Raw genomic sequence first — 22,791 nt, forward strand, 5'->3', positions numbered from 1 at the left:
ACAACAAACTTTAATACAAGTGAGATGTAATTTAGGTACGCCTAAATTTTTCACTTAACAAAACATATTATTAGTCAATAATAATACAATCTCCAAAATACATACTTGTATTAAATTAGCTTTCCACAATTTTCTAATTTAATACGCAGGAAAATCTATCTGCCAAATAATTTTCCGAAAAAACACGAATTGGTGTTTACTCTCCTCAAAATAAACACCAATTAAATCTCTTTTTTTAAAATTAATATCCTTCACCGTCATAAGTGTAAGGATCATCATATATTTCCTCATCCCAGTAGTTATATTCAATATAATCATCAATTTCCTGGTTTAAACCCCATTGATGATCATCATAATAAAGATACGGGTCGAATGGATTCAGAACAACACTTTTTGTTTTTTTAGCTTTCTTATAATGGGAATCCCCTTTAAAGACTACTTTGACTTTATATTCCCCAATGTCATATTTTTCTCGAATCTCGCCAGTATACGATTTGCATTTCCAGACATAATTGCCGTTTTTATCTGTGATTGTGTAGTTTATCTTGCCTGCTGATTTAACCGGCTTTCCTTTGCTGTCGACTAATTTGATTACTATTATCCCCTTATTATTCAACGGGTATTCATCGGTGGAAATTTTTATTTTGACTTTCTGTTTGGCGCATACCGGGCTTAATAAGACCAGACAAATCGCAATTATTGCTAAAATGATGATGATTTTTCTTTTCATGTTACTAAATTGTTACAAATAGTATATAAAGATTAATATACAGAAATAATGCTAAGTGACTTTTATGATTGAATATGATGATATAATTAAGGATTCCCCATTTTTAATAAATCATTTGATTACATTAAGCAAAACTCATGATTTCTACATCAGCAAGCATATTAAAGCTGGAACCGACATACTTCCAAGCCAATACTATATGCTGCTCTTTTTATATTATGAAATGGGAACAAATCAGTCAGATATTGCAAAAGCCTGCCTTATGGATAGAAGCGGCGTTTCAAGAGCTTTCAAGGACTTTGAAGAAAAAGGTTTGATTGAAAGAGAAATTGATGAGAACAATAAGCGTGCATATAAGATTAAATTAACTCCAAAAGGAGTTGAAACATCTAAATTTCTAATCCAAAAGGAGAAGGAATGGGACGATATGATTTGTGAAGAATTAGATATCTCCCGTGAAGACTTACTTGAATTGTTATCCCAGATTTCAATGAAATCGCTAGAGTTCAATAGAAGAAGATTCTAGTCACCATTTGAAATCAAATTTTTAAAATAACCTCAATTCCATTATACTGCTTAAATATTCCAAAATAGATTAAACAAAGTTTAAATATTTATTTGAATAATTAATAGCTATGATAGAGTTGGTTATAGCTTGTTTTATAGGCATATTAATTGGAACGACAACAGGAATCATACCTGGAATACATGTCAATACTGCAGGAGCAATACTGTTTGCATCATCGAATTTTCTATTATCACAAGTGTCACCTGAATTTCTTTGCGTATTGATGGTTTCAATGTCAATAGCACATGCATTAACCGAATTTGTGCCATCGATGCTTTTAGGAGTCCCACAAGAAGGCACGGCAACATCAATACTTCCAGGACATCGAATGGTATTGCAAGGAAGATCAAAGGAAGTCATAAGAATTGTCTGTGTTGGAGGGTTTGGAGCAATCATCGTGACCATATTAATGCTTCCAATCTTTTCAATACTACTGCCCATTTTACATGACATTTCAAAACCGTATACATGGATGATTCTGCTTGTTGCATCAGTTTATCTAACCTACAGCTTAACTGCAAACTTCCGAGATTTCTTATGGTCCCTATTGCTGTTTGTGCTTTCCGGAACATTAGGTTGGATCATATTTCAAAGCCCTATATCCTCTGGCGTAACATTAATGTGCGTATTTTCCGGACTGTTCGGAATAAGCACAATACTATTCAGCCTAAACGATTCATCAACAATACCCCATCAAAACCCATTTTATGAATTGAACATTGATTATGATAAATTCAAAAGCATCTTTGCAGGAGGAATAACGGGAGCCATTTTAGGATTTCTTCCAGGATTTGGACCTGCACAGGGAACCGTAATAGCCCAGGCCGTAAGCGGTGCAAATGACAATGATGATGACGATACGGTTAATTTTTTGCTTGCAACATCAGGACTTAATATTTCAGACTGTTTATTTTCCCTAATTGCAATCTACATCATCGGAAACCCCCGAAGCGGAATAGCTGTCTATATGTCCTATCTGATTTCCGAGATGAGCATGAATCATTTGGTGATATTTATTTTCGCATCTCTTCTAGCAGTTTCCGTTTCATTAGCACTATCCTTAAAGATAGGTGATTCCTTTTCCAGATTGATGAATGGTGTTGATTATAAGAAATTGTCCATTGGAGTGATTCTACTCCAAATTATGATTTTATATGTCTTTATCTTTTACTACAAAGCTCCTCTAGGATATATGACGTTGGCCTTGATTACATCAACTGCAATGGGAATGTTGCCCCACTATATTGGCATCGGAAAATCCCATTTGATGGGAGTTTTGATTATTCCAGCCATCGTTATTTATTTTCAGATGTTTATTTAGAGTGTAGGAATTAAAAATTAGATAATAATCACATTATCCGCTATTCTTTCAGCTTTTTCTGTAATTTCAGAGATATCTGCTCCAGGATATGCATCTATCACACACAAGTCAGCATGTTCAACTTCCAAATCCTCAAACGCTTCGTTATAGATTTCAAATCCTTTATTAACATCATTTATTTCCAGATTTTTCCTTAAGGTTTCAATCATTTCAGGGTTTATGTCATTGAAGATTACCTTCTCAAATCCATATTTTAATAAATAGATTCCCAATGCTCCAAGGCCGCACATTGCATCGACAGCCACTCCTTTTTTGATTCCATTGTTGTCCAGATAGTTGTGCAGCCTTAACAATTTTTGTTCTGTGGTCATTGCCACTTCAATATGGTGTTGGGACTGGTTTTTTACTATAACAACCTTCTCTTTAAGCAGTGTCCTCATGACATTTATTTGCTCATCATCACCCTCCAAGATTTCAAAGTGATTGATTTCGGAATCCTTATCGAACTGTCCTGTAGGTATTTGGGGACTTCCTTTTAGGACACATTTAACTTCCGGAACTTCACCGATTAATCTTGAAGCCACATCTTTTGTAAAATCCTTATGAAGCAATATTAATGATTTTTCTCCAATGAATTGTGGGTTTAAACTACTGTAATAAAATTCGGATAATGGAACCGGAGAGTTTCGCCTTAAAGTTGCTTTTTCGGGAACTATCCCAGATTCAATCATGATTTTTAGAATATGGCTCATTACAATGTCAAGAGGTCTTTTTCCACATTCGCATTTCATATATCCCCCATCAAGTTCGCTGAAATCAATCAATTCTTTTAATGGTGAGAATTTCTTCACTTGAACATCCCGACATTTTTCGCATTCCTTAAGTGAGCTAATTTTTTCATCCAGATTCATCATAGACAACACCACAATTATTTAATGATATATTTTTGATTCATATTTAAAATTATGCCGTCAAAAGTAATAAAAACTATATAAATTAGTATTACTAATCTCTAAATGTAATTAAAAACCTCCTTTGGTGAAAATATGAACAATAATGAGATTATACCGCAATATGACATTTTTAAACAAAATTATTCTCCTAAGGAAAAAATTCTTTTAGGTGAAATTCGTGAAAACTTAGTTGATTTAGCTATATCATCCGGTGAAAATTACCAGCCAAATCAAGAGAAGTTACTAAATGACATAAAGAACTTCTTATTTGTAAGGTTATCTGAAAACCCTCAAAATAACGACATCACAAATGAATATTTGGATAGGTTATCATATAAGCTGCTCAGAGATTTAGTTGGGTATGGTGAAATTGACCCATTGATTCAGGATGACGATCTTGAAGAGATCATGATAATAGGAATAAACAAACCTGTCTTTGTCTACCACAGGAAATATGGAATGATGAAAACGAACATCAAATTCAGCGATGATCAAGAGTTAAGAGACCTTATAGATTCAATTGCAAGACAAATCAACAGAAGAATTGACCAGGAATCACCAATCTTAGATGGAAGATTGCTTGACGGATCAAGAATAAACGCCACAATCCCCCCAGTTTCAGCAGACGGACCTTCGCTTACAATTCGTAAATTCAAAAAAGACCCGCTGACAATAATTGACCTGATAAACTCAAAAACCATTTCCATCGAATTGGCTGCATTTTTCTGGTTATGCTTTGACGGGCTAGGAGTAAAATCAGCGAATGCAATTATTTCAGGGGGAACAAGTTCAGGCAAAACAACCACATTAAATGCTCTTTCAGCCTTCATCAACCCCAAAGAAAGAATAATCACCATTGAAGATACCTTAGAACTTCAAATTCCACATGAACATGTAATCCGGATGGAAACCCGTCCTGCAAATGTTGAGAACAAAGGGGAATTGACCATGAACGATTTAGTGAAAAACTCCTTAAGACAGCGCCCCGACAGAATTATAGTCGGGGAGGTCAGGGCAGAAGAGGCGATAACATTGTTTACTGCACTGAATACCGGCCATTCCGGATTTGGAACTTTGCATTCTAATGATGCTAGGGAAACCATCACAAGGCTAACTAACGAACCTATGTCCGTTCCGGAAATAATGATTCAGGCTATTGACTTCATCATAATGCAGAATAGAATCTATACCCCATCGGGAGTTTCATATAGGAGAATCAGTGAAGTGGCGGAAGTGGTTGGAATTGAAGAAGGAGTAATCCAATTAAACAAGATATTCCAATGGAATCCGGAAATGGACATTATTGAAAATGTTAGCGTAAGCAGCAAAACATTATCCCAAATTGCAAATCTGAGCGGAAAGTCAATAAATGAACTGCATCATGAAATCGGAAACCGAGAACTTGTTTTAGAACATATGGTAAGTCATGATATTCGCTCTGTTGAAGATGTTAATGCAGTTTTAGAGCTATACTATAAAAATCCAAAAAAGGTTTTAGACAGAATCATGTTGAATAGGTGATTGTTATTTTAAGCAATTTTTTTATATTCATTGGGAATCTGGCAATATCCCTGATTGATTTTTTAAAAGATATCAAATTTAATATGGAATCCGAAAAGGATGATGAAAATAATCTGGAGATATTTAAAAAATTGAATTTTGATATAGATACTGCAAATTCAAAAAAGGAAGAGGGCCGATTATATGGCATACGCAATATTTTGCTGAAATATATGCTAACCAAACAATTAATCCTAACAATCATAATCCTGTCTTTATTATTGCTCATATTGACTGGTTTAGAGATTTGCGGAATATTTTTAACAATGATAAGTATGATTTATATTTTCATTTTCTATTATCCATCAATTAAAGAAGAAAGAAACTATTCGGACTTGAATCAAGAGCTACCCTATGCATTAAGACACATGGGAATTGAATTAAAATCCGGAAAAGGACTTCATGATGCATTGATTGCGATAAGTAATGCAAATTACGGTTCGCTATCAAAAGAGTTCAAAAGGGTTCTTGAAGAAGTGAAATTCGGCAAATCAACAGAGGACTCATTGCTTGAAATGTCACACAGGGTCAAATCAGATGGACTGTCCAGAGCAACACAGCAGATAATAGGGACTTTAAGAATAGGGGGCAACTTATCCGATAGTTTGAATATAATTGCAAAAGACATCTCTTTTGACATGCAAATAAAACTAAAAGAATATTCTCAAAGATTGAATTCTTTTATTTTAATTTACACATTTGTAGCCATCTTAACCCCAGTTATAGGTTTGATAATGTTGATGGCTGGATCTACCGTTATGGGAGACATAATCCCTTCAAGCTTATTATTAATAATTTATTCCATGTTTTTTCCAATGATAGTGATGTTTATGGGAATATTTATAAAAAAATTAGAACCTAAAATATGATTAAAAAAAAGAAAAAAGGAATTAATGGAAAAATGTTTCAATTCCTTTTGAAGCTAATAAACCAACGAATGCACCTTGTTGGTCCATAATAATATTACCTTTTGAGTATTGATCAATCGCCGCATTAATCATTGCTGATTTTTTAACAGGATCTTTTGAAGAGTTTGCAGCTGCTTTAACAATTTCCATTACTGCATCCCCCCTATCAACACCATTACCCCAGTCCTCTTCACGGATGAAATCAAGACCGCTTGCATTTAATGTTTTGCCATTAACTTCCAATGGTGCTGCAGCATCAAGTACAGCATCTAAAGCCTGAGTATTAATCGCTACAACGGAATCAATTGGAATATTTGATCGATATTCAACAATTTCTTTTGCAAGTTGCATTCCTTTATAATTATCTGCATCCCAAAATGCATCGTGCATCAATAGTGCAGATCCAGCACCCTGCTCTTGAGCTTCAAGAGGTTCTGTGGCATTAGGGTGTGTCATGCCCCCCGGATAAAATGGAGTGTAGTCCTTGAGAGTACCATTTTCTATATGTACAATAAACGCCATATCACAAGCGCCCATACCAGGCCTGTCTTCACTTTCATCGATAGCACAAACTAAAATATTTTTACTACCTTCATCAAGATTAGTGTCGCCACCCATAAATAAAGCGCTAGCAATAATCGCACATAATCCAATTAAAACAACGATTATAATTGCAATAATCAGTTTTTTTGTCCTATCCATAGTATTACCCACTAAAATTAGTTTAATATATAGAATTACTATCTATTTTATTATACTTAAATATTATCAAAAAAAAGAAAATTAGAATTGAAATTAAAGTCTAATGACAATTGCATCCAAAAAAGAAGCACCATATTTTTTGAAAAATGCTCTTTTCCTTTTTTGGATCTTTTGTATCGGTTGTACAACATTTTGGTTTATTTTCATTTTCTGCCATGATTCTCGCCCATTAACCATAAATATTGTGAAATTAAATATGGCAACCATATTTAATTTCGTGAGAGTAGTTATATGCATCTTATTAAATTAGAACCAATTTAATAAAATTCGGAGTTCAGCAATTAAAATTAGATTTTTAGGTAGACCTAATTTTCATCACTATTTCTAATGTTGTCGCAAGAGACTTATAAATGTTTTGATTTATTTAGGTTTGCCTAAAAAATTTTAAAAATAAGAAAAAAAATAAAAATAGATTTGAAAGATTATTTACATTAATCTTCCAACGCCAGTAACTTCAAAGCTAGCTACGCCATCAATAGCCTGAACCATTTCTTCAACAGCTTCAGATCCGCCTTCACCATCTTCAGTGATGAATTGTAAAATTACAGCTACTAAACCAAATGCAATTGGTTCTTCTGAAATTTCGTGGATTCTAGCGCCTTCAGGCATGGAACTTTCAATAGTAGATTTGATTGTTTCTAAATCTATGTCGGGACTGTCCGGCATGATTTTCATAGTAGTTAATACTTCACCCATTCTAATTCCTCCATTTAAATCTATGGTCCTTCGAAACCACATTCACATTTGTAACCGTGACCAAAGGTACGGCATTTCTCACATCTTGCGATTTTTGCTCCACACATCGGACATTCAAATTCTACGAACGGTCCGGTTAATGGAATTTCTTGTTTACATGAAATGCATTCTACAGTTTTCATTTTTATTCACCTATTATTTGTGTGTAATCGAAGTTATAATCATTTATATTATCATCTATTAAAGATAAAACCCTTTCAGGGTACTTCCCATTCACAACATAACAATTAGACCCGAACTTTAATAAAAGAGAAGGCAACATTACATCAACCGATGTCTCTGGAAAAGTTAGTAATGTTGATGCATCGATTTTACTTATGAATGTTGAACCCGGCTCCTTAGGTTCTTGGGTATATATACCATTTACATTTGTTACTATTAAAAGCTTTGCATTTAGGGCATGTGCAACATAAGCCGCAATTGAATCTGAAGTCACATCCCAACTACATTCAAAAGGATCTTCATCCCTTAAAAACTTGGAAGATATAAAAATAGGAGTGAAACCATCATCGGAGATTTGATTAATCTCATCAATGGAATATGCCAGTTTTGCAGATTCGACTTTATCATTGGTAAGCTTAGCCATAATGTCCATACAATCGATGGCTGCCCAATGGTTTACTTCTTCTGAAAAATGTTGTTCATCATTGTATTTGCGAATAAGATTTGCAAATTCCCCTCCACCTAAAACAATGCATGAATTGGTGCCTTTAAGTTTCTCTGCTAAATCTATTGCATAATTTGGGAATAAGCTTCCCCCAATTTTTATAACCTGTTTTATGATAATAATCACAACCTCATCTGATTAAAAGCAGATATCATCAAATTGATATTAATCTATAAAAGTTTTAAATCCCCAGTCACTTCATCGATTATTTCATCCTCATCCGGGCCGAGGGCCAAAACTGTGATGCTTGATGTAGGTATCTGAGTACGCCCAGCATCAACTACAAGATAATTGGAAATTCCCTTTTCGTCAGCCAATTTCTTAAGTTCGATCAACTCCTCTTTGGTTTGAACTTTTAGAATTACCTTAGCATAAGCTTCATTTTCCCATTTTCTAATCTTTTCGGGAGCGGTTTTTTTATAAGCGCCAATGGATCCATGGCAGCATTGTGCCGCAATCTTGCCTTTGCGCATTTTCAAATCTGTTCTTACAATCATTACCTGTTTCATCTTAACCAATAATAGATATTTAACTATTGAATTAAAAAGTTTTTTGAAAATTAACATAATTTAATTAAATAGAAATTACAAAAACTTAAATGATTATATTTTAAGGAGATTATAATGAGTCGTATTTCAATTTTAGACAAAGACAGATGTCAACCCAAAAAATGTGATTATCTTTGCATTAATTATTGCCCTGGCGTTAGAATGGAAGAAGATACCATTGTAATTGATGAAGATACAAAAAAACCGTTGATATCAGAGGAATTATGTGAAGGGTGCGGAATTTGCACAAATCGCTGCCCATTTGATGCTGTTACTATTATTAACCTGCCTGAAGCCATAGGAGAGCCTATCCATAGATTTGGTCAAAACCAGTTTGAACTATTTGGACTTCCAAGCCTAGAGGAAGGAACCGTTTTGGGTCTCTTAGGTCAGAACGGTATTGGTAAATCCACTATAATGAACATTTTAGCTGGAAATCTAATCCCTAATTTTGGAGACTTTGAAAATCCTCCCCAAAACTGGGACAGGGTTATTGAATTCTATAAGGGTTCAGCACTTCAGAAATATTTCAGGGACCTGTCCGAAGGCAATGTGAAAACCATAATGAAGCCGCAGATGGTAGATAAACTTCCAAAAGTTGTTAAAGGCAAAGTTAAGGATTTGCTCAATAATGTAAATGAAAGGGACAAGCTCGACTATGTTACAAAAGAGCTGCAGCTTGAAAATGTCCTGGACAGGAAAATGGAAAACTTGAGCGGCGGTGAGCTTCAAAGGGTTGCAATAGCTGCAACAGTACTGAGAGAAGGTGATTTCTATTACTTTGACGAACCTACTTCCTGGCTTGACGTGTCCCAGAGATTGAATGCTGTTAAAGTAATCCGATCTTTGGCCGAAGAGGGAAAAAGCGTTCTTGTAATCGAGCACGACCTTGCAACACTTGATGCATTATCCGACAATATTCATATATTATACGGCACTCCCGGAGGATATGGTGTCGTATCAGGAAGAAAAGGCGTTCGCTTAGGCATCAATGCATACATCAAGGGATTCCTGGCAGAGGAAAATGTAAGAATCAGGAAAAATGCAATCGAATTTACCATAAGGCCACCGACTCCGGAAGACGAAGGAGATGCCATTGCAAGCTACACCGACATCAGCAAAGATTATGAGGGATTCAAATTATCTGCCGACGCCGGAGACATATTCTACAATGAAATCGTGACCGCATTCGGTTCAAACGGTATCGGTAAGACAACCTTTGCGAAAATGCTGGCCGGCGTGGAAGAGCCGACAGCCGGAGAAGTTGATGAAGAAGCTACAATTGCCTACAAGCCGCAATACATTGTAACTGACTTTGAAGGATCTGTGAGTGACTTCTTATACATGAATGCACCAAGTTTCGGAAGCAAGATTTTTGAAAGCGAAATCATGATTCCATTCGGATTGAATGAAATGCTCGACAAACCGGTCAAAGGATTGAGTGGTGGGGAACTTCAAAGATTGGCGATTGCCGCAACACTTGCAAAAGATGCGGAAATCTATCTTTTTGACGAACCGACCGCATTTTTGGATGTTGAGCAAAGGCTGATTGCCGCAAGAGTCATTCGTAAGATGATTGAAAGCAAAAACGTGGCCTCACTCATTGTTGATCACGACATCGTATTTATCGACTACATATCAGATAGGGCAATGGTGTTCAACGGAACTCCCGGATTGAACGGTCACGCTTCAAAGCCGACCGACCTTAGAAATGCAATGAACGAATTTTTAGGAAATCTGAACATTACATTCAGAAGGGATAAGGAGACAAAAAGGCCAAGAGTCAACAAGCTCGACAGCTATAAAGATCGTGAGCAGAAAGAAAAAGGAGAATATTATTATCTATCCGATTAGATATTCCCTTTTTAATACTTTTTTTTATTAAAATCATAAGTAATAATTTTATACTAATTTTTAAGAACATCAAGCGCTTTATTTCAAATTCTAAAACATTTATATATTTTAAAGTATAAAAGAATACTAAAAAATAATTTAAGTGATTGAAATGAGTTGCTATAAATATTGGGGAAAGATTGAAGAAATAGCTGATAAACTCTCAAGCTATGGCGATTTGGATAAATACGGAGATTCTGCCCTCGATGATGTTGACATTAATGAAATTATTGAAATTTTGGATGAAGTGGAAATCATAGCACATGACAGAGAAATCGATTTCGACTCAGCAAAACACATTCTCGATGACGAAAAGATGAATAAGGCATTGCAATTGATTCGTAAATTCTATGTATACATCGGTGCAAGACTTGAAACCGAAAATGCTTTAAAAATATTGGAATCAGACAATCCTAAAGAAACATTGGATTCATTCCAGTTCTATGAAAGATATATCGGATTGTTAAACAATGAAAGCCAACTGGCAAAGTTCAATGAAGATAAAACCTTCGTATTTTTAGGAAGCGGACCTCTTCCATTGACATTGATTATGTTCAACATGGTATACGGATGCAAATGCATCGGAATAGAAATACAGGAAGAAGTTGCAGAGCTGTCAAGAAAAGTATTGAAGAAATTAGGTCTTGATGAGGACATCAAAATTGTAGTCGGCGATGAAAACTCAATTGCAGATCTTGACTATGATATCCTGATGGTTGCTGCACTTGCAGAACCTAAAGAAAGGGTATTTGCAAACATTTGGGAATTCATAGATGAAAAGACCCCTTTAATCTACAGAACCTACACAGGTATGAGAGCAATACTATATGCGCCAGTTGTTGATAAGGATACAAGAGGATTCCACAAGGAAGTTATGGTATTGCCAACCGGAAAAACAAATAACACTTCAGTTTTGATTAGAAAAATAGTATAAAATAGTTATTAAAGTGAGGAGTTACTTTAATAACTATAGAGAGACTAAATTACCACCATTTAGAATGGTGTATTAATCTTAAAATTTGACTGGCTGACTAATGCAATTTTTCTCAAATACTATGAAGCATTTGAAAGACATCTGCAATATCTTTCGAACATTAGTGATAAGCTCACTAATCTTAGAAAGGCATTGAAGATAGAGTGTAAATAGCTACGAGTAGCTATTTACGTTAGTTATATGGCCAATTTTTATAATTGAGGTATGGACATATAAGATTATCAAAATGAGGTAATTTGATAATCTATACTATACTAATTAGTAATAACCATATAAATGTTATTAAAGTATTACTCTTCAAATATGGATTTAAATTGATAATAAAGAAATATATATTATTTAAACATACTAAAAAGTGATGTTTATCTTAATTATAAAAAAACAAGTGCTCTTCACTCCCATTCGAAAAAAGATAATAATTTAATAAATCCTTAAAATTAATTTAAATTATAAAATAACCTTTAATAATATATAAATTATTTAAAAATAGATTTTAAAAAAACTATTAGTTAAATAAATAGATATAAACAGTTAAAACAACATTAAACTCTTTCTAATGATAAAATAAAAATGTAATACTTTTTATAAAAATAATACTACACAATGTAATACATTCTTATAAAAAAGTATTAATATGGCTGCTCTTATCCAGATGGAATGATTATGCCTCTTTCACCAGACGGCATGAATTCCCTCAATGCTCCTTTAGCAATTTCCTTTCTAACATGTTTGAAATCAAACGTGTTATTATCATCTGCAAAAGCTATTTTAATTAAAGGATTAGTACAAAACGCATCTCCCCTTGCGGCATGAGGCGCTTGAGCAATTCCAGCATATTCCGGCTGGTGACCTACATTCATAGCATAGTTTGGATAATTTGGCCCCCTTAATTCATGAATAAGACCTTCATCACTTCTAACGGACAATGAATTTGCCGCACCTGCTTGATCCTGCAAATCATAACCATAAAAACCAAGTCTGGAATGAGCCTCCTTATGTAAAATCATACTTAAATACCAACCATTTACGCCAGCATTTGAGTTTCCAGTTGCAAATGCTGCAGAACAGCCTGCCGCTGCAGATATCACAGATGCCCTTTGGGACCCGCCAAAGTGTGTCTCCAAAAGGGTCGGAATTTCATATTGCTCCAATCCATAAAGAGTCACTTCTGTAGCAATATCGCGAACGGTATCCATGCTTAACTCGGCTTGACACAATCCATAGTTATCCTCCACATAGTCCATCCCATAGTAAATGAAGTCATCCAGAATATCATCAGTATAGGTTGCACTAGCATATTGAGTAAATCCTACGCCCCCGGACATATATGATCCCAGCCATACCTGGTCATACAATACTGCACCTGCAGCAATAACCTCCAAAGTAATCTCAGCAGGGTCATTAGAGATTCTTGAAGTTTGAACAATATCTGCAAGTGTACCGAATGCAACACCTCCGGGTTCGTTAGGACCTCTTGCACGCCTAGCTGGCAAAAATGCCGCCATACCAATAACATCCGCGTGTTTTGCAGCATATGAAAAGTCAGCAATAGCTGCTTCACCAGCACATAGCTTATATGCATTAATGAAACTCATACCAATCTGCATAGCAGACCATCTAGAAACAGTACCTCCATCACAAGCCCTTACAACAAGTGTAGGAACTTTACTAACCTGATAAGTTTTATTTCCGACATATTTTTTAAGCATTTCAGCTTGGTCTTCAGGGAACTCCTTGTTAATGTCAATTAACACCCTTTTATCCAATTCGTCTGCTAAATCATCATTTCCGGTGAAAATTTTAGCATAGCAGTCATCAACAAGGCTAGGATGCACTTCAACCATGTGTTCTTGAACAACAGCTCCGCCCGGAAGCGCATGGTTAATGTTTTCCATATACTCATTGATTGTTTCCGGAGTAACCTCTACACCCAATCTTTCTTGCAATACTGAATGGGCAGTATCCATTCCGACAATGATTGTTCTTTTGATGTCATCCACCAATTGCTGGATTGCTGAATTGTTGCAGAAGTGTAAGTCATCACCTTCAACGTAGTCATCGGTTCCTGAAATTTTATATGCCATCAATTGTCTTTGGCCTAATGGTACGCCGATATCAGGATTATAAAATGGCATGTTTCTTTCTTTTGCTAATTTTTCAGCAGCATCGTTAAACTCTCTTTTTCTTTCAGATTGTTTCCAACCCCCAAAGCAGTAAAAACTGGTGTGGTCACTTTCTTGATCTTCACCTTTGAATTTTTGATTTAAAGCGTTTAAAAATTTCTTATCCTCTAAAGCCATGTTATTCACCCAATTTCTTTTTCAAATCTTTAGAGAATACTTCCATTCCATATCCTCCTTTAGTACGTGCAGTATGGATATTCTCTACAACTTCAAGAGCTTCCTTATCTTGCCTCATACCGATATTGTCTTCCCTATAGATTGTAGTAATCTCTTTTAAATATTCCTCATCCAAAGGAACTCCTACATCGATGAACTCATCCAACTGACGGCCGACTTGGTCTTTAACATAATATACATGACCATCTTCTTCATTAAAGATGTACCTCTGAAGACCATCAAACATCAAACCGTTTTCATCAAGCCTCAAAGAATGTCCGTGTACGGTTGCACCCCTCATGCCACATCTAGCAGGGTCGAAAATATCAGTTTCGACTAATTCTTTAGAAATTTTTTCCAGGTCCTGTTCTCTGATTTCAATTACCTGTCTTCCAGACAATGTTCCTGTATCTACACCCCTATATCTCCACATATATGTCCTAGCCCTATCATAAGGCTGTGCCGGAGCATTATACATGGAATCTGCAAATTGGATGTATCTAACCCTAATACCCTCTGCAGCACCAGGAGTAGGTTCGACAATACTTTTAATTATATCTCCATCATCTTCCATTTCAGCCAATGGAGGATGAACTGTTTTATAACTTTCACCAGGGTTCCTATGGCCTAAAATCTTCACTAAACCTTCATCGGATATATCCCTAATTTTTTTAAATTCATGGTCCGGATTCATATGCTTTCTTCTATTTTCAGCGATTTTTGTTTCACCAGGACCATATTGAGCTTTATATTCCATAATTCACCAACATAATATTATTTAATTACTTTCACAGTTTCTGATGTTCTTGCACGAGAATCAACTAAACCAATGTATCTTTCATCAATAACGCTTTCAAAATTATTCCCATATTTCAAATAATCGGTAATTGTTGATTTTGTTCTTGTGAAAATGCCGACCATCAGCGAATAATCGCATGGGACATCCTCATCCAAAATTACAAGCAGATTATCCATAAATTCATCAAATTTAGACATGTCAACTGTAATGACAATATCACCGACCATGACCCTTAATTCAACCGTATTTCCATTAATGTCTATCTCTTTTCTATCAGTATGATTGACAATGTGACCTTTACCAGGCCCATAAAATACCTTAAGTGGGATTGACGGGCCATGAATCAATATCCTTTGATGACCATCAAGTTCGTAAATCCTATTCAAGATCTTTTCAGTAGTGTTGGGTTTTAAATATCTATTAGGAACAATCTTAATGTCAATGACATTAATTTTTTCTGATTCATCCATAAGAACACCTTTAAAGACTATCTTTAATTTCAGCCGCAACTTTAGCAACATTCGGAATTGGATTTCTAAGATTGTCAATTGTACCATAAACAATTCCAATTAATGAAGAGGTTCTGGCTACTGAAAACATCTGTGTACCAGCATCCAGACACATTGCAGCTGATGCGCAAGGAATAGCAGTTCCTTTAGCATGTCTTGTAACTACGTGGTTTCCATGGAAAGTACCCGGACCTCCACCACCATAAATCGAATGTGAAAAGAAACTAAATCCTACACCAACACCTTCAGTCCTACCATAATCTACGCCTGGAAGCCCAGTTTCATATTCCAACATATCATTATAATATAAAACTGTAGATGCAACCGCTTGAGCAGCTCTTGCAGCACCAATATTAACAATGACCGCCGCCAGCAATCCCGCTGCAGCATATGCATTCCATAATGCCCAGTCTACTGGTTCATACATGTTATATCCGGAAGGCATCTTTTTAGCAACGCGAATGACATTATCTTCAATTGCCCTACTTACTAATGATTGAATAACAGTACCGACAGTTCCTTTGCCATTTTCTTTAACAATGTCAAAAACAAGATTATCTGCATTCAAACCCTGATAAGCCAAAGTCAATAAATGCATTCTTTCAAAAGCACCAGTGGCATCGCCTGTTTCAAACATTGCAGTTTGCTCCATGATTGAAGATAAAGCTGCTGCATTTAATGTTTGTTTATTTGTAATAGCGACCACATGGTTAGCCATAACATTTCTTAAACCATAACCTAATCCTTCTAAAAGAACTGGAGGCCCTAAAAGTGCGCTAATGTTTGCACCTGAAAGGTCAACAGTTCTTGGATAAGCACCCATTACAGAAGTTTTAATTGTTGATGCATCGAACATGTTAATATCAAAACTATCAATAATTGCTTGAATAACTGCAGACCCAGTTTGCATTGTTGCTACAGAATAATCTGCAGCCACATTCATACGTTCAAATGGGAGTTGCACCAATAATTGCTGTCCATCATTAATTTGATCAACAGTAGTATCATCATCTTCATTAACCTGAAGAATTTTTCTGATTTTTTCTGAAATAATATCTGAATTTTCAACAATATCCAAATCCAATTCACGACCCGGAATATATGTGGATTTTCCACCCATGGCCGCATTTTTTAAACCTTTTTCAATCCCAGCCAAATTTACGGCAGTTGACCTTTTAATATCATAGATCATCTCTTGTATGGCAGAGTTTTTAAGTGGACTAACAGATTCCAATGGAACTGATTCTTCTAATATTTTTCCATCTGGACCATAGAGGTCTAACTCATCATCATAAATTTTCATAGAGTAATCTCCTTAAATAAATTATTAAAATAAATATCCTATTATAAAAAAAGTAATTTATAAAAAATCAGTTATTCTGGTTTTGAAATTAACTCTCTTTTACAACCGAGATTGCCTTCTTCCATGCGAGAAGTTCTTAAAATAGTGCCGTTCGTTTTTTTGATTCCAATTACACCAGAAGCGCCCTGTAATCCAGGGCTTGGACTAATGAATATTTTAGAATCCAGTTTAAATGCATCTATTTTAGGCATGGTGCCGTTTACTTGTTCAGAATTCATTTTTGCTCCAGATCCAAAAGTCATTACATCGGCATTTGGCCTGTCTGCTCTTTCGTCTAACAATATGTCAATTACTGGTGGAGTACCAGTATTAACACTTTTATTAATATCAATTTTTACTAACATAGTTTTCACATGTATTTTTAAAATTTTTTAAAAAAAAATAGCTATTAAAGACGTGAGGAGTCGATTGCTTTAATAGCTATTGTAGACAGTGAAAGAAACCCATATATAATTATATAAATCTCTTTTTTTAAATTCATTAATTATCTTACATTGATGGAGAAAATAAGCAATATCAATTGGTTATGCCAACAATCAATACTACCTGGCTAATGATGAATATATCAACATAAGGATAATTAATCGAAAAATAATCAAAATATTCGCTATTTTAACTATTTTTCTAACATTAGTGATTTTACTCACTAATCTTAGAAAGATAATTAAACGGTGAGAGTAAATAGCTAAAAAAGCTATTTACAATCATCATCATATGGCTTGACTATTTTCAACTCTATTCTAATTCTAATGGACCCAGTTTTGTGAGAGTCTTATGGAATTCCTCCATTGTCCTTTGGAACTTTTCACCTTCTGATGCTGAAATCCATTCATGACGGAATCTTTCTTTTTCAATTCCGAACTCTTCAAGAATGTCTTCAACAATTTTTGATCTTCTGGACCATTTGTAGTTACCTGCATCATAGTGGCAGTCCCCGATATGGCATCCTCCTACAAATACACCATCTGCACCTTCCTGGAAGGCTTTGAATACCATTGAAGGATTAATTCTTCCTGAACACATTACACGAATGATTCTTATGTTTGGAGAGTATTGCATACGTGCAGTTCCTGCAGTATCAGCACCACCATAACAACACCAGTTACATAATAAACCTACAATTTTTAAATCATCAGACATCAAATCACCTCATAACTCAGTTTTTTCTGGACTGTATAATGGAGGTTTTATATCATCTGAAACTCCAGCTACATAACCAGTTCTATTATAGTATTTTTTCTGCAATTTATCGAATATCAATGAAACAGGAATGTCCATTGGGCATACGTCATCACATTGGCCACAGTCGCAACAGCTGAAGCTCATGTGGGATAATCTTACACCTTGGAAAGCAATCGGACTAGGAGGGATATTTGCTTCATCCTTAAAGTAAGGTTTGTTTAACTCACAGTTTTCAAAACACCAGCAAATCGGACAAATGTCACGGCATGCATAACAGCTGATACAACGACTCCATTCGGTCATTTCACTAACTAACGGATAAGTTGCATCTTGGCTCTTTTTAGCCATTTTAATCATGATGTTTTCGACTTTTGACCTTCCTTCAACGGCTGCTTCTGCAGGAGATTTTGTTTCAAGGATTCCTGCCTTTTTAGCACCGTCTATTAATTCCTGGCCTTTTTCATCATTGATTTCAATGAATGTCCATCCGTCTTCAGCACCCCAATTTCCACAAGCGATGTTTGCTTTTCTTGGGATTTTTACATCACATCTTTGGCAGTTTTTACGGCGTCCGTATCCTTCTTTTTCGAGGTCATGGATTTTCACTGCTTCTTCGGAGCCGTCTGCAAGTTCAATGATGAATTGTCCTTTGTCGATTTCTTCACTTATAACATCATCAGGGTCGGCTTCGTAGAACAAATCAATCATTTCTCTTCCGCTGACCGGTGAAACAGTTCCTCCGCAGTTCAAACCGATCATATAAATGTTATCCCTATTGATTTTATGTCTTGTAATAAGCTCTTCTGTAGCCCTCATGTCACATGGCTTAACAGTGAAAGCAACTTTTTTATCAATGAAATATTTCTGAACAAGGTCACCTATCATAGTTGGAGCACAGTGATAGGAACCTGCAGTTTTTAATAAATCCTCTGAATCAGTGATGAACACAGGAACCGCATCATAAACATCATCTTGAGGACTTAATGCTAAAACACCATCGACTAATCCTTCATCAAGCAAATATTTAAGAATGCTGGTTACAGCGCCTCCACATTCCCCTGCTTCATGAATTTCATTATTTTGAGATTTTGCTAAAATGTAACTCATATTATCCCTCTATTTATTTAATTCCTCAATAATTTCTATAATGCCCAAATTATCAGATTCAACTACAGAATTGAATTTTTGTGCTTCACCCATTGCATTGACAAAAGATCCGTCTTGTTCCAACCATGATTTAATAGGAATAACAATATTTGCGATTTTTGTAGTTTCATTTTCGCAACAGGATAAACTGATGATTTTGGATATTTTAGTAAAATCATAATCAAATTCATCAACAACATCATCATTGAAAACCAATAACAATTTGGTGTTGTCAAACAATTCTATCATTTCATCAGCAGATTTTGAATCAATGATGCCTAAAGCGCCTTTTGTATTAGGCTTGCTGAAAACAGGCAAGACTTTACAATTCAGAGATTCTATTTTATCCAAATCATCTGCCGCATCAACATAATTGAATACGACAACTGATGAATCATCGATTTCACCTGCAAATTTATCTAAAAATTCCTGAACTGATGAGATGGATACTTCATCTGCAATGTTGAAAGTTACGGCATTTTCATTTTTGCTTACAGCATATATCTTAGCATCATTCTGCTTTGCATGAACAATTCTTCTTCCGATTAAAGGATTTTCATACAACAAATCACCGATTACAAATACTTTGCCTGCATGTGCAACTTCATCATATGAAGCAACATCCTCAAAATTCTTCAAATCATTTGCATAAAATCCAATGTTAAAACCATTAGATTCGGCAAAATCTTTAATTGCTTCAATTTCTTCAAGACTATCATTTCCAGAACAGATTACAGATACATCTGATGCATTATTGGATTTAATTTCACTTGAAGCATCAGCAATTGCTTTTTCCAAATCAACATTTTCGAATTTGTCTTTGAAGCAATCAATAGAATTTCTTCCATTTAAACAGTTTTTACCAGCATTAACCGGATGTCTTTTATAGGGAAAAGTCCCGACAATTTCTTCACCATCTAAAATCACATTAATACCACAACCAACACTGCATGAAGGGCATAACGTGTGTTTAATTTCAAACATAATACATCACCAAATTTTTAAAAAGCAGCATCCAAATTTACTGCAGAATTAATATCCTCTTTTAATAGCTCATAACTTGATTGTCTGGTTAATGAAATCATATTCATCAACATATTACATGCATGATGGAAAACAATTTGAGAACATTCCTGATGAGTAAAATCCTCAAAATCACCTAACCTGATTAATCCTTCAACTTTAAAATTTAAATTTAAATATTCGGCGGATTTAAAAACAATATCGTAGTTTATATCCCTCTGATCAGTATTGGTGTACTCGACTGACCAATCAACATCCAAATTTAAATTCGTATTTTTAGGATTGTAATTTTCTCTAATCATGGCTATTCTTTCTACAGTTATTTCCACACTACTCTCTCCAATTATTATTAAAATAATCTCTAAATTATTAAAATTAACAAAAATTAATTTAATAATCTATACATTAATGACTAGTAATAACCATATAAATGTTATTAAAGTATTACTGTTGAAAATGAGGGATTTTGATTAAATCAAGTCCATTGAATCATTTAAAAAATAAATAAACAAATTTTATAAAATTATTTGGTAAAAAAAGCATTATAATTGATTTTTAAGAAAAAAATAATAATTGATAAAATCTTTTAAATTAACTCAAAACAAGAAACAAATTCATAAAATAACTATTACAATAAATTAAGAGATAATCCAGACATATATCTGAAAAAAAGAAATAATAGTGAATAAAAAAGTGAAAATATAATCAAAAGTATAAAAATAAAAATTGTAATACTTTTTTTAAAAATAATACTACTTTAAGGCATATTTTTTTATAAAAAAGTATTATCTAAACGATTGTTAATGCATTAGGGACTTTCTTCAGAATACTTTCCTTGACTGGAATCATTGTTGATGAAGCAATTGAAAAGTCCGCACTATTGGCTGCAACCTTATCATCCTTTTCAGAAATGATTGTTGCATTCAATGCACCTTGCAAGTTATCGACCGTATTTCTCAATACCCAATCGTCAATATCTGAAATTATAATTTCATCAACATATTTATCCAATTCATTAGCGATTACCCATGAGATAAACCTTCCGCCATGCAGTGCAATAGTATTTCCATCAGCCAATGCAACAATATCACTCAAAGTGTGTTTTAATTCTATATTCTGATACATTCTGGAATTGACCAAAGTTGCCCAGTGCGCATCACCAACATGATAATCGCCGATTTTCCTTGGATATACGTAGTCTGGCCCTGCAATTTTAACGGCAGTTGTTAGTGACAACAGATCCGGCCTTTGAACTGGAAGACCCCTGTTAGGGAATTCTTCATTGATAATTTGAATAATTCTTGGAAGTCCGAACTTGCCTCTTCTGGCAGTTCCCGGTTCAAATCCGCACATGTACCCGTGGTGATTTTTTGGAAAACCTGTAATCACCATGTTCAAACCGGACCTTAAACCTGCCCTTACCTCATGTTCATAAGCCCCATTAGTCGCAACAACTTTTCCTGGAGATAATATTCTGGCAGCCGCAATTGTTTTTGCATATGCCTCTGCGGTATTTTCACACCTGTTAAATGGACCCCCTTCAACAACAATGACATCGGCACCAATCTCAATAGATTTTTCAAATCCTGTGATTACTTCATCATAACCATCACCCACAAACATGATTGATTCAAGACCCCTTCCATATTTTTTAGCCAAATCCGCAATGTCTTCAGCTTCCCTTATTGGTGCTGCATGGCCGTCACCAGTCTGTTCACAGGTAACATTTACTGCAACAGATGAGGATAGTTTGACCCATTCTTCCTTATCGTCTTTTTCAGCAAGTTCTTTATCTATTAATCTCTCGTGAATTCTTCCTCGAGGACATTCCGTGAATGCCGGACCCTTATTATAGCATTCACCTCCACATCCGCTGATATTTTTAGGAAGCCTCATTGCACCATTTTCTCCGAAGTGATCCAAATCAAGAGGGACATCAACAATCTCATGAACCTTCCTCATCACTTCGACTCCCCTCATTCCAAACTTCTCACCTATGTCCGAAAAAGCATAAGCGCAAATATGAATCGGAGCACCAATCATATCCGCCAATCTACAATTGCCCAATAAATCCATTAGCTCCAGATCAGATGCACATGTTCCCACAACCACTTCTGTCAAATCACAACCTAATGGGAATCTTTTAAATTGCATTCCCAATTTCATGGTTTCTTCCAATGAGAGTTCTGAAATTGCATCAACAACAGAGGTTATGTCCTTATCCATTTTTGATATTTCAATCGCAGCTTCATCATCATGAACAGCTCTTTTAATTAAATCATACATGAAAATTTACTCCAAAATAATTATAGTAACTAATATATTTTTCAGTGAAATCTTTAATAAATATGTTTCGATTTTGTATTACTGAAAACTAATTTGCATTAGTTATATTACAAATAAAAAGTATTACTGAATTGCAATATAATAAACAAATAGTAATAACAGTATTACTAAAAATAGAAAAAGAATAAAAAAAATAATACTAAAATAAGAGTAATAACAAGTTTTAAATAGTGCTATCTTTTAAATATAAATTATTACTGCATGGAATAAAAAACCATAATTTAGTAATAAAAAAGACGATATGATGCTTTAAATCTATGTAGTAAAACTTTTTTGAATAGTTCAGACTATTGGAAAAGTACATTAAAATATATATGTTTTAAGGAGACGAAAAAAAATGAAAGTAGCAATTTTAGGTGCAGGATGTTACAGAACACATGCTGCAAGTGGAATTACCAACTTCTCAAGAGCTTGTGAAGTTGCA

General features: G+C 34.8%; 24 protein-coding genes. 7 read left to right on the forward strand and 17 right to left on the reverse strand.

Features of this window, described 5'->3' with window-relative positions; genetic code table 11:
• Positions 1-241: 241 nt before the first annotated feature.
• Positions 242-730 carry a hypothetical protein gene (locus ACJMLD_RS08570; RefSeq protein WP_405270518.1) on the reverse strand — a complete coding sequence of 163 codons (489 nt, stop codon included), beginning with the start codon at positions 728-730 and terminating at the stop codon, positions 242-244.
• A gap of 64 nt (positions 731-794) precedes the next feature.
• On the opposite strand from ACJMLD_RS08570, the gene ACJMLD_RS08575 reads away from it, so the two are divergent.
• Both ACJMLD_RS08575 and ACJMLD_RS08580 read left to right on the forward strand, forming a co-directional pair.
• On the forward strand, positions 795-1,256 hold the full coding sequence (locus ACJMLD_RS08575) for a MarR family winged helix-turn-helix transcriptional regulator (RefSeq protein ID WP_405270520.1): 462 nt from the start codon (positions 795-797) through the stop codon (positions 1,254-1,256).
• Positions 1,257-1,365: 109 nt separating this feature from the next.
• Entirely contained in the window at positions 1,366-2,619 is a 1,254-nt protein-coding gene (locus ACJMLD_RS08580; protein WP_405270522.1) for a tripartite tricarboxylate transporter permease, read from the forward strand.
• 17 nt (positions 2,620-2,636) lie between these two features.
• Here ACJMLD_RS08580 and ACJMLD_RS08585 read toward each other — a convergent pair whose 3' ends face one another.
• Positions 2,637-3,533, reverse strand: a complete 897-nt coding sequence (locus ACJMLD_RS08585) for a methyltransferase (protein WP_405270524.1) — start codon at positions 3,531-3,533, stop codon at positions 2,637-2,639.
• Positions 3,534-3,665: 132 nt separating this feature from the next.
• Between ACJMLD_RS08585 and ACJMLD_RS08590 the strand changes: the two genes are divergently transcribed.
• Both ACJMLD_RS08590 and ACJMLD_RS08595 read left to right on the forward strand, forming a co-directional pair.
• Positions 3,666-5,093, forward strand: a complete 1,428-nt coding sequence (locus tag ACJMLD_RS08590) for a CpaF family protein (RefSeq protein WP_405270526.1) — start codon at positions 3,666-3,668, stop codon at positions 5,091-5,093.
• 83 nt (positions 5,094-5,176) lie between these two features.
• Positions 5,177-6,001, forward strand: coding sequence for a type II secretion system F family protein (locus ACJMLD_RS08595; RefSeq protein WP_405270528.1), 825 nt, complete (start codon positions 5,177-5,179; stop codon positions 5,999-6,001).
• Between the two features lie 21 nt (positions 6,002-6,022).
• Here the strand turns inward: ACJMLD_RS08595 and ACJMLD_RS08600 are convergent, their stop codons facing one another.
• From ACJMLD_RS08600 to pth2, 5 genes are all read right to left on the reverse strand, one after another.
• Positions 6,023-6,742, reverse strand: a complete 720-nt coding sequence (locus tag ACJMLD_RS08600) for a DUF4012 domain-containing protein (protein ID WP_405270530.1) — start codon at positions 6,740-6,742, stop codon at positions 6,023-6,025.
• Between the two features lie 486 nt (positions 6,743-7,228).
• Positions 7,229-7,498 (reverse strand): elongation factor 1-beta, encoded by a 270-nt coding sequence (locus ACJMLD_RS08605; RefSeq protein ID WP_405270532.1) that lies wholly within the window; start codon positions 7,496-7,498, stop codon positions 7,229-7,231.
• A gap of 20 nt (positions 7,499-7,518) precedes the next feature.
• A complete protein-coding gene (locus ACJMLD_RS08610) occupies positions 7,519-7,680 on the reverse strand; it encodes a zinc finger domain-containing protein (protein WP_067040441.1) in 162 nt (53 codons plus the stop codon).
• Between the two features lie 2 nt (positions 7,681-7,682).
• A complete protein-coding gene (locus ACJMLD_RS08615; RefSeq protein WP_405270535.1) occupies positions 7,683-8,351 on the reverse strand; it encodes a delta 1-pyrroline-5-carboxylate synthetase in 669 nt (222 codons plus the stop codon).
• Positions 8,352-8,395: 44 nt separating this feature from the next.
• Positions 8,396-8,734 (reverse strand): aminoacyl-tRNA hydrolase, encoded by a 339-nt coding sequence (gene pth2 / locus ACJMLD_RS08620; RefSeq protein ID WP_405270561.1) that lies wholly within the window; start codon positions 8,732-8,734, stop codon positions 8,396-8,398.
• 114 nt (positions 8,735-8,848) lie between these two features.
• Between pth2 and ACJMLD_RS08625 the strand changes: the two genes are divergently transcribed.
• The gene (locus tag ACJMLD_RS08625) at positions 8,849-10,627 is read left to right on the forward strand and encodes a ribosome biogenesis/translation initiation ATPase RLI (RefSeq protein WP_405270537.1); all 1,779 of its coding nucleotides are present in this window, start codon (positions 8,849-8,851) and stop codon (positions 10,625-10,627) included.
• Between the two features lie 151 nt (positions 10,628-10,778).
• Positions 10,779-11,600: a nicotianamine synthase family protein gene (locus ACJMLD_RS08630; protein ID WP_405270539.1), complete on the forward strand. Its 822-nt coding sequence runs from the start codon at positions 10,779-10,781 to the stop codon at positions 11,598-11,600.
• Positions 11,601-12,304: 704 nt separating this feature from the next.
• Here ACJMLD_RS08630 and mcrA read toward each other — a convergent pair.
• The 10 genes from mcrA to hmdC all read right to left on the reverse strand — a co-directional run bounded on the left by mcrA (position 12,305) and on the right by hmdC (position 22,307).
• Entirely contained in the window at positions 12,305-13,960 is a 1,656-nt protein-coding gene (gene mcrA, locus ACJMLD_RS08635; RefSeq protein WP_405270541.1) for a coenzyme-B sulfoethylthiotransferase subunit alpha, read from the reverse strand.
• A gap of 1 nt (position 13,961) precedes the next feature.
• Positions 13,962-14,756 (reverse strand): coenzyme-B sulfoethylthiotransferase subunit gamma, encoded by a 795-nt coding sequence (gene mcrG, locus ACJMLD_RS08640; protein WP_405270543.1) that lies wholly within the window; start codon positions 14,754-14,756, stop codon positions 13,962-13,964.
• Positions 14,757-14,773: 17 nt separating this feature from the next.
• Positions 14,774-15,268 (reverse strand): methyl-coenzyme M reductase operon protein D, encoded by a 495-nt coding sequence (mcrD, locus tag ACJMLD_RS08645; protein ID WP_405270545.1) that lies wholly within the window; start codon positions 15,266-15,268, stop codon positions 14,774-14,776.
• Positions 15,269-15,278: 10 nt separating this feature from the next.
• Positions 15,279-16,610, reverse strand: a complete 1,332-nt coding sequence (gene mcrB, locus ACJMLD_RS08650; protein ID WP_405270547.1) for a coenzyme-B sulfoethylthiotransferase subunit beta — start codon at positions 16,608-16,610, stop codon at positions 15,279-15,281.
• A 71-nt stretch (positions 16,611-16,681) separates the two neighbouring features.
• Positions 16,682-17,014 carry a F420-dependent methylenetetrahydromethanopterin dehydrogenase gene (locus ACJMLD_RS08655; protein WP_405270549.1) on the reverse strand — a complete coding sequence of 111 codons (333 nt, stop codon included), beginning with the start codon at positions 17,012-17,014 and terminating at the stop codon, positions 16,682-16,684.
• 391 nt (positions 17,015-17,405) lie between these two features.
• The gene (locus ACJMLD_RS08660) at positions 17,406-17,810 is read right to left on the reverse strand and encodes a hydrogenase iron-sulfur subunit (protein ID WP_405270551.1); all 405 of its coding nucleotides are present in this window, start codon (positions 17,808-17,810) and stop codon (positions 17,406-17,408) included.
• A 9-nt stretch (positions 17,811-17,819) separates the two neighbouring features.
• The gene (locus tag ACJMLD_RS08665) at positions 17,820-18,959 is read right to left on the reverse strand and encodes a Coenzyme F420 hydrogenase/dehydrogenase, beta subunit C-terminal domain (RefSeq protein ID WP_405270553.1); all 1,140 of its coding nucleotides are present in this window, start codon (positions 18,957-18,959) and stop codon (positions 17,820-17,822) included.
• A 9-nt stretch (positions 18,960-18,968) separates the two neighbouring features.
• Positions 18,969-19,982: a molybdopterin-dependent oxidoreductase gene (locus ACJMLD_RS08670; protein ID WP_405270555.1), complete on the reverse strand. Its 1,014-nt coding sequence runs from the start codon at positions 19,980-19,982 to the stop codon at positions 18,969-18,971.
• Positions 19,983-19,999: 17 nt separating this feature from the next.
• A complete protein-coding gene (locus ACJMLD_RS08675; protein ID WP_405270557.1) occupies positions 20,000-20,350 on the reverse strand; it encodes a pilus assembly protein in 351 nt (116 codons plus the stop codon).
• Positions 20,351-20,810: 460 nt separating this feature from the next.
• On the reverse strand, positions 20,811-22,307 hold the full coding sequence (hmdC, locus tag ACJMLD_RS08680; protein WP_405270559.1) for a 5,10-methenyltetrahydromethanopterin hydrogenase cofactor biosynthesis protein HmdC: 1,497 nt from the start codon (positions 22,305-22,307) through the stop codon (positions 20,811-20,813).
• Positions 22,308-22,704: 397 nt separating this feature from the next.
• Between hmdC and ACJMLD_RS08685 the strand changes: the two genes are divergently transcribed.
• Positions 22,705-22,791 (forward strand): hypothetical protein (locus tag ACJMLD_RS08685; protein ID WP_405270563.1); only part of this gene is annotated, 87 nt, incomplete at its 3' end.

This window comes from Methanobrevibacter sp. (assembly GCF_045112895.1).
Lineage (GTDB): Archaea > Methanobacteriota > Methanobacteria > Methanobacteriales > Methanobacteriaceae > Methanocatella.

Excerpts from the sequence above, each read along its gene's own strand:
- ACJMLD_RS08585 (WP_405270524.1), bottom strand. The coding sequence starts at position 3,533 with ATGATGAATCTGGATGAAAAAATTAGCTCACTTAAGGAATGCGAAAAA.
- pth2 (WP_405270561.1), bottom strand. The coding sequence starts at position 8,734 with ATGAAACAGGTAATGATTGTAAGAACAGATTTGAAAATGCGCAAAGGC.
- ACJMLD_RS08625 (WP_405270537.1), top strand. The coding sequence starts at position 8,849 with ATGAGTCGTATTTCAATTTTAGACAAAGACAGATGTCAACCCAAAAAA.
- mcrB (WP_405270547.1), bottom strand. The coding sequence starts at position 16,610 with ATGAAAATTTATGATGATGAGTTAGACCTCTATGGTCCAGATGGAAAA.
- ACJMLD_RS08610 (WP_067040441.1), bottom strand. The coding sequence starts at position 7,680 with ATGAAAACTGTAGAATGCATTTCATGTAAACAAGAAATTCCATTAACC.
- ACJMLD_RS08575 (WP_405270520.1), top strand. The coding sequence starts at position 795 with ATGATTGAATATGATGATATAATTAAGGATTCCCCATTTTTAATAAAT.
- mcrD (WP_405270545.1), bottom strand. The coding sequence starts at position 15,268 with ATGGATGAATCAGAAAAAATTAATGTCATTGACATTAAGATTGTTCCT.
- ACJMLD_RS08590 (WP_405270526.1), top strand. The coding sequence starts at position 3,666 with ATGAACAATAATGAGATTATACCGCAATATGACATTTTTAAACAAAAT.
- ACJMLD_RS08655 (WP_405270549.1), bottom strand. The coding sequence starts at position 17,014 with ATGTTAGTAAAAATTGATATTAATAAAAGTGTTAATACTGGTACTCCA.
- mcrG (WP_405270543.1), bottom strand. The coding sequence starts at position 14,756 with ATGGAATATAAAGCTCAATATGGTCCTGGTGAAACAAAAATCGCTGAA.
- ACJMLD_RS08630 (WP_405270539.1), top strand. The coding sequence starts at position 10,779 with ATGAGTTGCTATAAATATTGGGGAAAGATTGAAGAAATAGCTGATAAA.
- ACJMLD_RS08660 (WP_405270551.1), bottom strand. The coding sequence starts at position 17,810 with ATGTCTGATGATTTAAAAATTGTAGGTTTATTATGTAACTGGTGTTGT.
- ACJMLD_RS08670 (WP_405270555.1), bottom strand. The coding sequence starts at position 19,982 with ATGTTTGAAATTAAACACACGTTATGCCCTTCATGCAGTGTTGGTTGT.
- hmdC (WP_405270559.1), bottom strand. The coding sequence starts at position 22,307 with ATGTATGATTTAATTAAAAGAGCTGTTCATGATGATGAAGCTGCGATT.
- ACJMLD_RS08600 (WP_405270530.1), bottom strand. The coding sequence starts at position 6,742 with ATGGATAGGACAAAAAAACTGATTATTGCAATTATAATCGTTGTTTTA.
- ACJMLD_RS08665 (WP_405270553.1), bottom strand. The coding sequence starts at position 18,959 with ATGAGTTACATTTTAGCAAAATCTCAAAATAATGAAATTCATGAAGCA.
- ACJMLD_RS08570 (WP_405270518.1), bottom strand. The coding sequence starts at position 730 with ATGAAAAGAAAAATCATCATCATTTTAGCAATAATTGCGATTTGTCTG.
- ACJMLD_RS08580 (WP_405270522.1), top strand. The coding sequence starts at position 1,366 with ATGATAGAGTTGGTTATAGCTTGTTTTATAGGCATATTAATTGGAACG.
- ACJMLD_RS08595 (WP_405270528.1), top strand. The coding sequence starts at position 5,177 with ATGGAATCCGAAAAGGATGATGAAAATAATCTGGAGATATTTAAAAAA.
- mcrA (WP_405270541.1), bottom strand. The coding sequence starts at position 13,960 with ATGGCTTTAGAGGATAAGAAATTTTTAAACGCTTTAAATCAAAAATTC.
- ACJMLD_RS08605 (WP_405270532.1), bottom strand. The coding sequence starts at position 7,498 with ATGGGTGAAGTATTAACTACTATGAAAATCATGCCGGACAGTCCCGAC.